General features: G+C 58.7%; 11 protein-coding genes. 6 read left to right on the top strand and 5 right to left on the bottom strand.

The genetic code is table 11. The annotated features are described in order from the left end of the window. Positions 1-16: 16 nt before the first annotated feature. The 3 genes from RAE19_RS09880 to RAE19_RS09870 all read left to right on the top strand — a co-directional run bounded on the left by RAE19_RS09880 (position 17) and on the right by RAE19_RS09870 (position 3,355). Complete coding sequence (locus tag RAE19_RS09880; RefSeq protein WP_313874725.1) at positions 17-2,377, top strand: NADP-dependent malic enzyme; 2,361 nt, start codon at positions 17-19, stop codon at positions 2,375-2,377. Between the two features lie 221 nt (positions 2,378-2,598). Next, positions 2,599-2,919: a ribonuclease domain-containing protein gene (locus RAE19_RS09875; protein WP_428984070.1), complete on the top strand. Its 321-nt coding sequence runs from the start codon at positions 2,599-2,601 to the stop codon at positions 2,917-2,919. Between the two features lie 34 nt (positions 2,920-2,953). Further along, positions 2,954-3,355 (top strand): barstar family protein, encoded by a 402-nt coding sequence (locus RAE19_RS09870; RefSeq protein ID WP_313874724.1) that lies wholly within the window; start codon positions 2,954-2,956, stop codon positions 3,353-3,355. 287 nt (positions 3,356-3,642) lie between these two features. Here RAE19_RS09870 and rsmA read toward each other — a convergent pair whose 3' ends face one another. From rsmA to RAE19_RS09855, 3 genes are read right to left on the bottom strand one after another with little or no spacing between them, the layout of a single operon-like run. Then, positions 3,643-4,434, bottom strand: coding sequence for a 16S rRNA (adenine(1518)-N(6)/adenine(1519)-N(6))-dimethyltransferase RsmA (gene rsmA, locus RAE19_RS09865; RefSeq protein ID WP_313874723.1), 792 nt, complete (start codon positions 4,432-4,434; stop codon positions 3,643-3,645). Continuing rightward, a complete protein-coding gene (locus RAE19_RS09860; protein ID WP_313874722.1) occupies positions 4,431-5,741 on the bottom strand; it encodes a peptidylprolyl isomerase in 1,311 nt (436 codons plus the stop codon). Before RAE19_RS09860 ends, rsmA begins: the two co-directional genes overlap by 4 nt. 5 nt (positions 5,742-5,746) lie before the next feature. Next, positions 5,747-8,110, bottom strand: coding sequence for an LPS-assembly protein LptD (locus tag RAE19_RS09855; protein ID WP_313874721.1), 2,364 nt, complete (start codon positions 8,108-8,110; stop codon positions 5,747-5,749). A gap of 102 nt (positions 8,111-8,212) precedes the next feature. Between RAE19_RS09855 and RAE19_RS09850 the strand changes: the two genes are divergently transcribed. The 3 genes from RAE19_RS09850 to RAE19_RS09840 all read left to right on the top strand — a co-directional run bounded on the left by RAE19_RS09850 (position 8,213) and on the right by RAE19_RS09840 (position 11,290). Beyond that, on the top strand, positions 8,213-9,337 hold the full coding sequence (locus tag RAE19_RS09850; protein WP_313874720.1) for an aminoglycoside phosphotransferase family protein: 1,125 nt from the start codon (positions 8,213-8,215) through the stop codon (positions 9,335-9,337). 61 nt (positions 9,338-9,398) lie between these two features. Further along, positions 9,399-10,124, top strand: a complete 726-nt coding sequence (locus tag RAE19_RS09845) for a 16S rRNA (uracil(1498)-N(3))-methyltransferase (RefSeq protein ID WP_313874719.1) — start codon at positions 9,399-9,401, stop codon at positions 10,122-10,124. Further along, positions 10,121-11,290, top strand: coding sequence for an MFS transporter (locus RAE19_RS09840; protein WP_313874718.1), 1,170 nt, complete (start codon positions 10,121-10,123; stop codon positions 11,288-11,290). The genes RAE19_RS09845 and RAE19_RS09840 overlap by 4 nt, the downstream gene beginning before the upstream one ends. Here the strand turns inward: RAE19_RS09840 and RAE19_RS09835 are convergent. Then, positions 11,265-11,870 (bottom strand): chalcone isomerase family protein, encoded by a 606-nt coding sequence (locus RAE19_RS09835; protein WP_313874717.1) that lies wholly within the window; start codon positions 11,868-11,870, stop codon positions 11,265-11,267. The two genes, RAE19_RS09840 and RAE19_RS09835, sit on opposite strands and share 26 nt — an antisense overlap. Before the next feature lie 21 nt (positions 11,871-11,891). Continuing rightward, positions 11,892-13,949: a putative bifunctional diguanylate cyclase/phosphodiesterase gene (locus tag RAE19_RS09830; RefSeq protein WP_313874716.1), complete on the bottom strand. Its 2,058-nt coding sequence runs from the start codon at positions 13,947-13,949 to the stop codon at positions 11,892-11,894. Positions 13,950-13,980: the final 31 nt, after the last annotated feature.

Raw genomic sequence — 13,980 nt, 5'->3', positions numbered from 1 at the left:
CCGCAGAGGAAGCCGAATGACAGATCTGATCCAGCCGCTTACGCCACGTCCCCCTGTTTCAAATTCCGCTGAGAAAAAAGCCCAGTTGCGTCAAGCAGCGCTGGAGTACCACGAGTTCCCGACCCCGGGCAAAGTGGCAATTGCGCCGACCAAACAGCTGATCAACCAACACGATCTGGCGCTGGCGTATTCGCCAGGCGTGGCGGCTCCCTGCGAAGAAATCGTTAAAGACCCCAACAACGCTTTCAAATACACCAGCCGGGGTAACCTGGTTGCAGTGATCACCAACGGAACCGCAGTGCTGGGCCTGGGTGACATCGGCCCCTTGGCCTCCAAGCCGGTCATGGAAGGCAAAGGCGTCTTGTTCAAGAAGTTCGCCGGCATCGATGTGTTCGACATCGAAATCGATGAAAAGAACGACCTCGACAAGCTGGTTGACATCATCGCCTCGCTGGAGCCCACCTTTGGTGGCATCAACCTTGAAGACATCAAGGCGCCTGACTGCTTCTACGTGGAGCGCAAGCTGCGCGAGCGGATGAAGATCCCGGTGTTCCACGATGACCAGCATGGCACGGCCATTTGCGTGGGCGCCGCCATTTTGAACGGCCTGAAAGTTGCAGGTAAAGACCCCAAATCGGTCAAACTGGTGACGTCCGGCGCGGGTGCCGCTGCATTGGCCTGCTTGGGCTTGTTGGTGAAGCTGGGCATTCCACGCGAAAACATTTTCGTGACTGACCTGGCAGGCGTGGTCTATGAAGGTCGCACCGAACTGATGGACGAAGACAAGATCCAGTTCGCCCAAAAAACCGACGCACGCACTTTGCGTGAAGTCATTGCCGGTGCCGATATTTTCTTAGGCTTGTCCGCGGGCGGCGTGCTAAAGGCGGACATGGTGAAATTGATGGCGGCGCGCCCTTTGATTTTCGCTCTGGCCAACCCCACCCCGGAAATCCTGCCTGAAGAAGTCAAAGCGGTACGTGACGACGCCATCATGGCCACCGGACGTACCGACTACCCCAACCAGGTCAACAACGTCCTGTGTTTCCCCTACATCTTCCGAGGAGCGCTGGATGCAGGTGCTTCCACTATCACCCTGGAAATGGAAATCGCTGCGGTACACGCCATTGCAGAGCTTGCCCAAGCGGAGCAAAGCGAAGTGGTGGCTGCCGCCTATGTGGGCGAGCAACTGGCGTTCGGACCTGAGTATCTGATTCCCAAGCCGTTTGACCCGCGATTGATGATGAAGATTGCTCCCGCAGTTGCCCAAGCTGCGGCAGACAGCGGCGTAGCTTTGCGCCCAATCCAAGACATGGATGCCTACCGCGACAAGCTGCAAAGCTTTGTCTACGCATCCGGCACCACGATGAAGCCGATATTCAATGCCGCCAAAAAGGCACTGAAGAAGCGCGTGGCCTACGCGGAAGGCGAAGACGAGCGTGTGCTGCGCGCTGCGCAAATTGTGGTGGACGAGCGTTTGGCGCTCCCGACCCTGATTGGTCGCCCTGCAGTGATTGCTGAGCGGATTGAAAAATTCGGGCTCCGCTTGAAAGAGAACGTGGATTACAACGTAGTCAACGTCGAGCAGGACCACCGCTACCGGGACTTCTGGCAGACCTACCACCAGATGACCGAACGCAAGGGCGTGACGGTGCAGATGGCCAAGATCGAAATGCGCCGCCGCTTGACCCTGATCGGCTCGATGTTGCTCCACAAGGGTGATGTCGATGGCTTGATCTGCGGTACCTGGGGCACCACCGCAACCCACTTGCAGTACATCGACCAGGTGATCGGTAAACGCCAGGGCGGCAGCCCCAGCACCCCCCAAGATGTCCAGATTTATGCGTGCATGAACGGCCTGATGCTGCCTAACCGCCAAGTGTTTTTGGTCGACACGCATGTGAATTACGACCCAAGCGCAGAAGAGCTTTGCGAAATCACGGTCATGGCTGCGGAAGAAATGATGCGTTTCGGCTTCAAGCCAAAGGCAGCGTTGCTGAGCCACTCCAACTTCGGCAGCAGCAACGAACCCAGCGCTATCAAGATGCGTCGCGCCTTGGAGTTATTGCGTGAACAAGCGCCGTGGCTGGAAGTCGACGGGGAAATGCACGGCGATGTCGCGCTGGACAGCGCTGCCCGCAAAGCCCTGATGCCCAACAGCACCTTGCATGGCGATGCAAACCTCTTAGTTCTGCCCAACATCGATGCTGCCAATATTGCCTACAACCTGCTCAAAACAGCGGCGGGCGGCAACATTGCTATCGGGCCAGTGTTGTTAGGCGCTGCCAAACCGGTGCACGTGTTGACTGCCAGCACCACGGTCCGGCGCATTGTGAATATGACAGCGTTGACAGTGGCTGACGCCAACGCAACGCGCTGAAAACGGAGGGGGCTAACCCCTCAAAATCTGTAAATCTTGTGTAAGGGCTTGCTTATTTATTGAGCAAGCCCTTGCTTTTTTGTGCTGTTTCCGCGACACTAGTGGCTTAGTTTTTCGGGTTAACCCGCAGTAGTCGCAAAGGATTCTGGGTGCACAAGGGAGTCATCAAGTTAGTACTCACTGGCTTGTTTTTATCGGTAGCGCTGACCTCTGGGCATGTAATTGCCAAAGAGACACCGGGCTTCGCAACAGACAGCGTCGTCTCACTCAACAGCCTGCCGCCCCAAGCGCGCACGACCTACCAACTGGTACTGCAAGGGGGCCCATTTCCCTACGACAAAGACGGCAGTGTTTTCGGTAACCGGGAGCGATTACTCCCCCTGCAAACACGCGGCTTCTACCGTGAATACACCGTCAAAACCCCTGGCGCCTCCAACCGTGGTGCTCGAAGAATTGTGTGTGGTGGGCGCCAGATCACAGCGCCACAAGCTTGTTACTACACGGCCGATCACTATGCGAGCTTTCGCAAGATCGTGCCCTGAATCGAATTTTGTACTTTGAGAAAGAGAATCGGGGATGGATATGCCACTTCGAACTGTTAGAACGAATATCGTTCAGTCGATTCGCGCTTTTCGCGTGTCGGACTTACAAGAAGCCGCTCAGGGTCTGGGCCACCACTTTTTGTACGCCAATTTGGCGGACGCGCAAACCAAACAAGATGTTTTGGACATGATCGGACAGCAATTCATGTTGCCTACGACTGTCAGCAAGAACTTTGATGCGCTGTACGACAACCTGACGGATCCCGTCCACAAATCAGGCCCACAGCCCGGTTTTGTGGCTGTGCTGGAGCACATTCCGGCCAACGTGAAATTCGACAAGGAAGCTCGCGAGCAATTGCTCGACATCTTCCGTGACACTGCAGATTACTGGGGAGACCGGAAAATTCCATTCCGATGCTTCTATTCTTTTCTGTAGCCCGTTCTGCACAAACCAGCCAAGCAGAACGGGCGAACGAGGCAAGCAGCGATGCAGTGGCCGAATTGGCCATCGCAGAGCCCATAACCGAGAGTGGTGAAAAAATGCCCACTGACAAGTTATTGGACGTATCACCTTTGGCGCTGCGCATGAGCAGCCCTTTCAATGCAGGTTATTGGCTGGCAGCCGCTTAAAGACCACGCATAGAGCGATAAAAAAGGCCTGTCGATGACAGGCCTTTTTTTGGCCCCTGAGTTTTCTGTTCAGGGACTTCAGACAGGGTCTGATCAAGTTTTGATAGCCTGCACCAATGCGACGTATTCCTCCACAGGCACCTCTTGCGCGCGGCGCTGGGCATCAAACTGCCCGGTAAAGCCTTTTTGCTCCAACCATGCACCCAAGGTGTGGCGCAGCAGTTTGCGGCGCTGGCTGAAGGCGACTTGCACCATTTCTGAAAACAAGGCGATATCGAGCACCGGCGGCTGCTCCAAGGGCACCATCCGCACGACCGCGCTATTGACACGCGGAGGCGGGTCAAAGCACTCGGGCGGAACAAACAAGACATCTTCCATGGCGTAGCGCCACTGCAGCATCACGCTCAAGCGACTGAAATCGGAGCTATCGGGTGCCGCCACCATCCTGTCGATCACCTCTTTTTGCAGCATAAAGTGCTGGTCTTCGATGCGGTCTACGTGATCCAACAGGTGAAAAAGAATCGGTGTCGAGATGTTGTAGGGTAAGTTACCCACCACACGGAGCTTGCCAGATCCGGTCTTGGCACCGGACTCCAGGACCGCCGGAGCGATCTCAATGGCACTGAAATCCACATTCAAGACGTCTGACTCAATCACCGTGAGTTGCGGGTGACTGCGTAGCCGCTTGGCGAGGTCGCGGTCCAGTTCGATCACCGTCAAGTGCCCCAAACGCTCCACCAGAGGCTGGGTCAAAGCGGCAAGGCCGGGCCCGATTTCCACCACGGGTTGACCGGGTTGGGGATTAATCGCCTGCACGATGGCGTCAATGATGCCGGCATCCGACAGAAAATGCTGCCCAAAGCGTTTACGCGCCAAATGTTTCATAGCGGTGCCTCGCGCAGCTCAACAAAAGCCCGGGCGCGGACATCACGCGCCCAGGCGGTGTACGCCTCTTCGTAGCGGCTTTGTCGCAATTGAGCACGCACCGACTCGCGAACCTGTTGGGGACTCAGTTCCACACGGCGACGATCATTCAGTTGAATCAAGTGCACACCAAACCGCGACACCACGGGTGGGCTGACCGCACCCTCTTCTTGCAAACGGCCCATGGCTTCCTCAAACTCGGGCACGAACATCCCCGGGGAGGCCCAGCCCAAATCGCCACCCTGCTCGGCAGAAGTGTCTTGCGACATCTTGCGCGCCATGCTGGCGAAGTCCGCTTGGCCACTGACAATCTGTTTGCGTGCATCGGTCAATCTCGCGATCGCCTGTGCTTGCGTCATTTGAGCATTAGCGCGCAACAAAATATGCCGTGCACGGGTCTGCACCATCGTCACCACCAAGCGTTCCGGCGCTTTGCGTTCTATCAGTTTCAAAATGTGAAAGCCTGCGCCGGTGCGCACCACGTCAGAAACCTGACCCGGCTGCAGGCCCTGGGTCGCGGTCACAAAAGCGGGGGGCAAACGGTCCCCACGACGCAAGCCGATTTGCCCACCATTTCGGCGATCCGCCGCCGAAAATTCCTGGACCAGAGCATTGAAGTCTTCACCGTTGCGGGCACGCTGCATCAGTTTTTGGGCTTTCAATAGCAAGGCCGCTGCTTCTTCGCCGCTGGCCTTCTCGGGCAGCACCAACAAAATCTGGGCGAGGTTGATTTCCTGGGCAAACGGGTCCGTATTCGTCGCTTGCTGTTCTTGGATCGCCCGATCGACATCCACATCCGAAATACGGATAGACGACTCCACTTCCCGTTCGTGGAGCCGGTTCAAAATCAGCTGATCCCGCAAATTGTTACGGAAGCTGGTGACCGAAAACCCGTCATTGGCGGCCTTTTGGCGAAGCGCATCCACGTCCAAGCCATTCTGGCTCGCGATGTTTTGCTCGGCCCGGTCGATGGCAACCGAATCAATCCGGATACCCTGCTCCCGCGCCAGTTGCAGCTGGGCCCGGTCATTGATCAGCCTGTCCAAGACCAAACGACGCAATTCGTCAGCCCCGGGCACAGGGCGCCCCTGCTGCGCCAGTCGCTGCCCGACACGACGGACTTCAAGGTTCATCTCTTGAAAGGTGATCGGCTCAGAGTTCACGACTGCCACGATGTAGTCTGCGGCTTGACTGGTCTGCGCCATCGATGCAGGTACCGACACGGTCAGCATGCAGGCCAGGGCCAACGCCCTTACACAAAAATTCATGGTTTTCATTCGTAGTTACTAAAGCGGCTGTTCTTGGAGCCGCCTGGTTCCCGCAAGTTCTGGTAACGCGAAATATTCGATTTCAAGGCCTGGAGCGGGCTTACCCCGACACGGGTAAATCCCACAAACTCCAGTTCAAATTTGATGCTGCTAGTCGACGAACTGGCGCTCGTCTGCACCCGCCCGATCACGACACGGGCAAGCCAACAGCCGGCATCGTACTCGACACCCAACAGGGTATCGACCATACGGTTCTCATTCAAGCTGTAGTTCAAGCGCCCCACTCCGTAGTAGCGGCCCTCACCCAAGCCACCGCCGGGAACTGCTGCGCTGCCTGCATCGCCCCAGAGATCATTCAGGGGCCACTGCCAACTCACGTCAATTTGCTCGCTCACACTCCGCTGGAACCGATAAGCCGCATTCAGCACACGATAGGGCGAAGGCGTATAGCGGGCGCCGACGGTTGCACGGCTCGACTGCGAGGTCAAGGGGTTGTATTGCACCGTCGAATCAAATCCCCATTGACGCGACACGTTGACCCCGGCCCCGAGCAGAATGTCGCTCCAACCGGCCAACGCGGGTTCGGCCGCGGGGCTCAAGGTCACCCGTTGGTCTTCAAAACGGTAACGTTGCGCAACGCCGAAACGCGCCAATTGCTCACCGGTTTGCGCATCCAAAAAGCGGGTCGTCAGACCGAAGGTCGCCAGATTGTTGTCTGAAATCTTGTCGTGCCCGACGTAGGCATTTTCGGTAAAGATGCTGGCAAAGTTGAAGTCGCTCGCAGCGGTATCGTAGTTAGGGAGGTAGCTCTGGTTGCGGTAAGGGGTCCGGACATAAAACAGCCGCGGCTCCAAGGTTTGGGTCATTGCACGCCCATTCCACCCGGTGTCGCGCTCAAACACCAAGCCACTATCAAGGCTGAACGTGGGCACGGTACTGTCGGCCGACCGGTTGCCGGTAGAAATAGCAGAATCGAACTGATAGACCGATGTGTGCAGCTGAAGCTTGGGGGTCACAAAGCCCTCAGGCGCAATAAAAGGCCGGCTCACCTGGGCCAAGCCGTACATCCGCTGGGCATTCGGCTGAAGCGTGAGTGCACGATCCGACTCAAACTGCGACAGATCGCCCTGCACAGACCAATCGAAGCCACGATCATTGAGCTGGCTGCGCAGCACATTGAGCTGGGTCAGGTCATAGGGAGGGGTGATCACCGATGTGGAAGACTGCAAGGTCTGCCACCGCAACGCCCGACCCGTCACCGTATAGCCAGAGCGGGACCAGGTCGTCACCGCATCGTTGGCCAATGTTCGCGAGGTCAGGGCACCAATACTGGCGAAATCGCTCCAGTAGTTGTCATCGCTGACCCGGTTCAGATTGAGCGCGTACGCTGCATTTCCCAAGTCCGCGCCGAGAGTGCCCGTTTGGTTCAGTGTGGCGCCCCAGCGGTCTGCGCTGCGCAGTTTGTCAGCGGGCATGTAATTGCCCCGCACAACGCCGGAGTAGGTGGGCTCGAGGTAGCGGAACTCGCCCGCCACGGTCACGCCACGCGCGGTCATCACGGTCGGGGTGACCGTGGCATCCCGGTTGGGCGCGATATTCCAGTAGTAGGGAACACTGACTTCGGTACCGTTCACATCCCCTAAGCCAATGGTGGGCGGCATGACCCCGGATTTGCGGGCATCGCTCAGCGGAAAGCTGATAGCCGGAACCGGCAGGATGGGCACATCCATGAAATGCAGATACGCGCCATGCGCAATGCCAACGTCCTCGCCACTGTCGAACTCAATGTCTGCTGCGCGGAGCACCCATTCGGGGACCCAATCAGGCCCGGGTTTGCGGCGGCAGGTGGTGTAGGTTGCGCCGTACACCACAGTACGGCTTTCATCCAGGAAAACCGCTTTCGAGGCATCCCCGTGCGCGCCGTTTTGGAGAAAGCGGTATTGGGGCGACTCAAAAGTGCCTTCAAAGGCCTCGACCTTGAGCTCCAGCGCAGGCCCTTCAAATACATTGCCATTGCGATTGATCCGCACATTGCCGGTCGCACGCGCCAGATCATCAGGGGCGTAGTACTCGAGGCGGTCTGCTTTGATCACTGTGCCGGGTTTGCGCATTTCAGCGTTCCCTTGCACGATGGTTTCAAGATCGGTACGGCCGGTCAGAGTGTCACCAAACAAGAAGGTCGGCGCAGACTCCAGCTGGGTCGCCTCGAGCCCCTCTTGCAACTTGGGAGTGGCGATCAGCTTTAACGGGCTTTGATCGGCTTCCTGTTGCGCTTGTGCAGACATCTGGACACAAGCCAACGCCACCAAAGCCACAAGGCGGATCAACGGCGGCCGGCAATCAGGCGCCCCGACGGGCAGAGCGCACATAGAAAAACGCATGGGCGGAAGGCAGAAACCACGTTATGGGAGAAAGGCACCAGCACACTGCCCACAGGGCGCGGCGGCATGGCTTTGTAGAATGGATTATCCATGACCCCAAGCTCTCACCCTGTGCCGTCCGCCACATCCACTCCCCCCACCTCGTCCTTGCAACCCATTCCATGGGCTGATACGGAACGACAACAGCGTTTTCAAGCCTGGTTTGATAGCCAACAAGCGGGTTTCGGCTTTGTGCCCGACACCCTGGGGCTGGCCTCTGCCGACGCCAGTTTTCGCCGTTACTTCCGGGTGCAAAGCAACCGCGGAAGCCTGGTGATCATGGATGCCCCCCCGGAAAAAGAGAACTGCAAGCCCTTTGTGGACATTGCCGCCTTGCTTAACCATGCGGGCTTGCGCGCCCCGAGGATCCTGGCGTGGGACGAAGGCAATGGCTTCATGCTGCTCACGGACCTGGGCACCCGGACCATGATGCAAACCATAGACCCGGCGCAGCCCCCTTTGAATTTGTACCTGAATGCGGTGGATACCCTGGTCCAGTGGCAACTCTCGTCAGCCCCCCAAGTGCTACCGCCTTACGACGAGGCGCTGCTGCGCCGCGAGCTGGAGTTGTTTCCCGAGTGGTACATCGGCGCACACCGCCAGGTCACCATCGACCCGGCCATGCGCAAAACGCTGGATGACACCTTCGCGCTGCTGATACAAAACAACCTGTCGTGGCCCAGCGTCTATGTCCACCGCGATTTCATGCCCCGCAACCTGATGGTGCCCGATGACCTCGCGGTGCCCGGCCAGACCGACCCACGGTACCTGGGCGTGCTCGACTTTCAAGATGCGGTGTACGGCCCCATCACCTATGACATTGCCAGCCTGATGCGTGACGCGTTCTTGACGTGGGAAGAAGACTTCTGCCTCGACGTGACGATCCGCTACTGGGAAAAAGCCCGCAAGGCGGGCCTGCCCGTGGGGGATGATTTCGGTGAGTTCTACCGCGGCGTGGAGTGGATGGGGCTGCAGCGCCATCTCAAAATCGCCGGTATCTTTGCGCGCCTGACCTTGCGTGATGGCAAGCCCAAGTACCTTGCGGACACGCCCCGCTTTATTGACTACATCCGCAGCACCTGCAGCCGCTATATCCAGCTCAAGCCATTGTTGCGCTTGGTGGAAAAGGTGGATGGCATTGAAGTGCCGAATGTCTTCGCGTTCGGCCGTTCATAGTCAAAAACAACGCTAGCGCTCTTATTACTTGCGCCTAGCGCTACTGAATTCATAGCAATATATGCCACGCTTTTACTGCGCTGCCCCTCTGGTGAGCGACACGGAACTCGACTTGCCTGCGGGGGCCGCCCGGCACGTCCAGGTGCTGCGGCTGCAACCGGGGGATGCCATCACCCTGTTCGATGGGCGCAGCCAGGACGAATACGATGCCACCGTCACCCGCATGGGCCGCAGCGATGTTCAAGTGCGTGTGGGCGCAGCCCGCAGCATGGCCCGTGAACCCGCACGACAGATCCACCTCGCCGTCGGCATGCCGGCTAACGACCGCATGGACTGGCTGATTGAAAAAGCCACCGAGCTCGGAGTTGCCAGCGTTCAGCCACTGATGACCGAACGCAGTGTGCTCAAACTCAGCGGCGAGCGTGCTGATAAGAAAATCGCCCATTGGCAAAGCGTGGCCATCTCGGCGTGCGAGCAATGTGGCGGCAACCTGGTGCCCGTCATCCACCCGATGCAAAGCCTGAGCCAGTGGCTGAAAACACCGGCCGCCGGGCAAGCCGACCACCAGCGTTTGCTACTGTCCTTGCGCGCTGGCAGCACGCCGGTTGCGCGCTTGCCGGTACAAGCCGGGCCCGCCTGGTTTCTTTCAGGCCCTGAGGGCGGCCTGAGCCAAGCAGAAGAGGAGTTAGCCATCGTGGCCGGCTTTGCACCCGCGTCTCTGGGGCCGCGCGTGCTGCGGGCCGAAACCGCAGCGCTTGCAGCACTCACTTTGCTGACCCAAGCATGAACCGGAGCCTTTGGCTGCTCGCTCTATGCCAGGGGCTGTTTCTCACCAACAACGTCACCTTCATTGCTATCAATGGGCTGGTGGGCTTGAGCTTGGCCCCCTATGGCTGGATGGCGACGCTACCCGTCATGGGCTACGTCGTGGGCGGCGCTTTGGCCACCCCGCTGGTGGCTGCTACACAAGCGCGCTTCGGGCGCCGGACCTCGTTCCAGATTGGCTTGGCAGTCGCCGTGGTATCGGCGCTGGCGGGCGCCTGGTGCGTGGCACACCACCAGTTTTGGGGCCTGGTCGCGGCGACAGTGGTGGCCGGCTATTACAGCGCGAACGGGCAGTTGTACCGGTTTGCAGCTGCCGAGTTGGCACTGCCGGCCTTTCGTGAAAAGGCGGTCTCGCTGGTGCTGGCGGGCGGTCTCCTGGGCGCCATTGCCGGACCTAACCTTGCCGCCCAAACCCGCACTCTGATGGAGGTGCCATTTACCGGGGCCTATATCGTGTTGGCTGGCGTCGCATTGCTGGCGATGGTGCTCATGGCCTGGGTGCAGTTTCCACCCCACCAGCCTCCCACGAGCCAGGTGCACACCGGTCGCTCCCTGGCAGAGATTGCACGGCAACCGGCATTTCTGGTGGCCTGCCTGAGCGCATCCATGGGCTATGGCGTGATGAACCTGCTAATGGCGGCAACCCCACTGGCGATGCAGCAATGCGGCCTCAGCTTTGACGATGCCGCGCTGGTGCTGGAGTGGCACGTGATCGGCATGTTTGCGCCCGGCTTCTTCACCGGCCACCTGATCAAGCGTTTTGGCACGTTGCCAGTGATGGCCGTCGGACTGGCCCTGAACCTGCTGTGTGTGGCAATTGCGCTGAGCGGCTTGGAGCTGCAGCAGTTTGTCGTGTCGCTGTTTTTGCTGGGTGTGGGTTGGAACTTCCTGTTCACCGGCAGCACCACCTTGGCACTCAGCGCCTACCGGCCGGAAGAGAAAGACCGTGCGCAAGCCGCGATCAACTTCTGCGTTTTTGCAGTCATGGCCCTGAGCTCGCTCACGTCCGGCGCACTGGTGATCACGCAGGGGTGGGCCTGGCTCAACATCGGATCCATCCCCCCGCTGCTGCTCACGGCAGCCGGTTTGCTCTGGCTACAGCTCAAAGGCCGAGCAGGGCGTCCTTGAGTTTGAAGTCCGCTGGCACCGGGCCGATCCAGATTCTGAGCACCATGCTGAAGAACTCGGCATCGCCGATCGGTGCACCCTGCGCTTGTCCTTGAATATAAAAGGTCGTTCCTTTGCCCGGTACGAACTCCATCGCAAAGGTGTCACCCGCCGACAGCTTCGCCTTGCCCGAGAAAATCTCAATCAACCGGGTGCTCGAAGCGGTGTGTTTTTGAACCAGTTCTGCCGGTGAGTTATTGGTCAAGCCTTTGATGAAGGCCAAGCCCAAATCAGTCCCCGGCAAATCGCGCAAGGCAACAAAACTCAAGCGCTTGGGGCCCTGCATGGCAATCAAGGACTCCGGCGTGTTCACCTTGGCGGGGGTGTACAAAGCCATGTCATAGACCTTGAAAATCGCACGGTAGCGAGTACCCGCACCGTTGAGCTGCAAGGGCACCCCTTGCACCACGGGTCGGGCTTCAAACGTACTGTTCACCGTACCCGCCGCATGCAATGCCGATGGCGACGCACTGAGTGCGGCCAGCACGAGTGCTGTAAAAACAAACGATGTGTCTGCGGATGTTTTGGTTAATGTATTCATCCTGTTTCTCCCTGTGTAAATTTATGCTGTGCGCTTGCGAAGCCAGTCCTCCAAAGCGTCCACACTCAAAGGCTTGGCAATGAAATACCCCTGTAAGGTGTGGCAGCCCGCCTCGATCAAGAACTGCTGCTGCTCGGCGGTTTCCACCCCTTCGGCCACTACATTCAGCCCCAAGGCGTTCGCAAGCCCTATGACGCCCTTCACGATGGCACGCGAGTCGCTGTCGGTTTCGGTGTCATTCACGAATGAACGGTCAATTTTGAGTTGGTGGGGGCGCAAACGCTTGAGGTAAGCCAACGACGAGTAACCCGTGCCGAAGTCATCAATCGCAATGCCGACACCGATCTGCCGCAAACGCTCAATGATGCGTTGGCTGGTTTCCGTCTCCGCCATCAAGACGCTTTCGGTGATCTCGATCTCCAGGCGCTGCGGCGGCACGCCGCTGGCTTCCAAAGCGGCTTGCAAACTGTCCAGCAAACGGTGATCGCGGAACTCCAGCGCCGACACGTTCACCGCCATGTTGCCGACCATGATTCCACGCGCGGTCCAGTCTGCGAGTTGGCGGCAGGCCTCGCGCAAGGTCCAAACACCCATTTCCGCAATCTGTCCGGACTCCTCGGCCAAACCGATAAATTGGGCCGGATACAAGAGGCCGCGGGTAGGGTGCTGCCAACGGACCAGGGCTTCCACCGCAACCAGTTGACCGCCGGAAGCATCTACTTGCGGTTGGTAGTGCAGCACCAGCTGGTTATGGTCGATCGCATAGGCAAGCTCTTGCTCGAGTTCCAGATTGGCGAGCAATCGCGAGTTCAACTCCGAGTGATAAAAGCTGTAGCGGGCCCGGCCCAGTGTCTTGGCTTGGTAGACCGCGATATCCGCATTTTTGACTAGCGTTTCAAAATCCCGGCCATCCTCAGGAAACAGGGCAATCCCCATACTGGCCGACACCTTGACCGGTATCTGTGCCAAAACCACCGGCGCTTCCACCACACGCAAGATGCGCTGTGCCAGCTCTCCCAGCGACTCCCAGTGGTCGATATCCCGCACCAGCACCAGGAATTCGTCTCCGCTCTGGCGGCATACCACATCGACTTCGCGCAGCACCTCGCGCAACCGGCGCGCGACTTCGATCAGCAAGGCATCGCCCGCGGCATGCCCCATGGAATCGTTGACCGCCTTGAAGCGATCCAGGTCGATAAAGAAAATGCCGAAGTGCTGGCCATTGCGCTCTGCCGCCAGCATTTCGCGCTGCACCAAGTCAATAAACAGCGAGCGGTTGGGCAGACCCGTCAGCTGGTCGTAAAACGCCATTTGCTGCAGCTGCGCATTTTTCTTGCCCAACTGCATGAACAGCTCGCGCAACTCCTCTTGCACCCGACCCAAATGCCGGCCCAGCAAACCGAGCTCATCGTGCCTACGCCAAACAAAAAGTTGAGCGGCCGGAGCGTCGAGGTTGTGCTCCAGCAAGGCACTGGCATGCTCTTTCAAGCGCTCGATAGGACGCAACACCCGGGTGACCAGAATCGGCATCAGCACCGCCAAAATCGCTAGGGTCTGGAGCAACACCAAAACCAACATCTGGTCGCGCCGCGCCTGCAGCAGACCTCGCCCGTAATCGGCGTCAAACCACAGCACCAGCGTCCCCAGGGACTCGCCGTTGCGCATCACTGCTTGCGCACGGCGGCTTAACCGGGCACCGGCGGTATCGCGATCCAGGTCACCGGTGAAGTCGGCACGCACCCGCTCCAGAACCGGAGTGTTGGCAAGGCCGTCTTCAATGCGGACCGCCACGATCTGCGGACTCTCCAGCAAGCGCACGGCCGCAGCATCTAGTGCCACCCGGTCAACGACCCACATCGGTTCCGCGATAGACACGCTGCCGATTTTCATCAGCGCTGTTTCGCTCTGGGTCAAAAGCGCCTGCTGGGACTTTTCTGAAATCCGCTGCTCTAACGCCAAGAGCAAGAGCGCTGGCAGCAAGACACCCACCACCACCACGACCATCATGGTGTAGCGCAAAGGCATGCCTTTGCGCACGCGCAAACGCAAACGCCGCCACCGTGTGAGAAAAAAGTTCATCCGACGGAGGGGTTAAAAAGCCACGCGATCA

The sequence above is a fragment of the Rhodoferax potami genome (assembly GCF_032193805.1).
In the GTDB taxonomy this organism is placed as follows: domain Bacteria; phylum Pseudomonadota; class Gammaproteobacteria; order Burkholderiales; family Burkholderiaceae_C; genus Allorhodoferax; species Allorhodoferax potami_A.
This window is presented reverse-complemented; position numbering and strand designations above follow the sequence as displayed.

What these genes read in the sequence shown, in the direction of transcription:
- RAE19_RS09870 (WP_313874724.1), top strand. Translation starts at nt 2,954, where the DNA reads ATGGATATGCCACTTCGAACTGTTAGAACGAATATCGTTCAGTCGATT.
- RAE19_RS09880 (WP_313874725.1), top strand. Translation starts at nt 17, where the DNA reads ATGACAGATCTGATCCAGCCGCTTACGCCACGTCCCCCTGTTTCAAAT.
- RAE19_RS09840 (WP_313874718.1), top strand. Translation starts at nt 10,121, where the DNA reads ATGAACCGGAGCCTTTGGCTGCTCGCTCTATGCCAGGGGCTGTTTCTC.
- RAE19_RS09855 (WP_313874721.1), bottom strand. Translation starts at nt 8,110, where the DNA reads ATGTGCGCTCTGCCCGTCGGGGCGCCTGATTGCCGGCCGCCGTTGATC.
- RAE19_RS09850 (WP_313874720.1), top strand. Translation starts at nt 8,213, where the DNA reads ATGACCCCAAGCTCTCACCCTGTGCCGTCCGCCACATCCACTCCCCCC.
- rsmA (WP_313874723.1), bottom strand. Translation starts at nt 4,434, where the DNA reads ATGAAACATTTGGCGCGTAAACGCTTTGGGCAGCATTTTCTGTCGGAT.
- RAE19_RS09845 (WP_313874719.1), top strand. Translation starts at nt 9,399, where the DNA reads ATGCCACGCTTTTACTGCGCTGCCCCTCTGGTGAGCGACACGGAACTC.
- RAE19_RS09830 (WP_313874716.1), bottom strand. Translation starts at nt 13,949, where the DNA reads ATGAACTTTTTTCTCACACGGTGGCGGCGTTTGCGTTTGCGCGTGCGC.
- RAE19_RS09860 (WP_313874722.1), bottom strand. Translation starts at nt 5,741, where the DNA reads ATGAATTTTTGTGTAAGGGCGTTGGCCCTGGCCTGCATGCTGACCGTG.
- RAE19_RS09835 (WP_313874717.1), bottom strand. Translation starts at nt 11,870, where the DNA reads ATGAATACATTAACCAAAACATCCGCAGACACATCGTTTGTTTTTACA.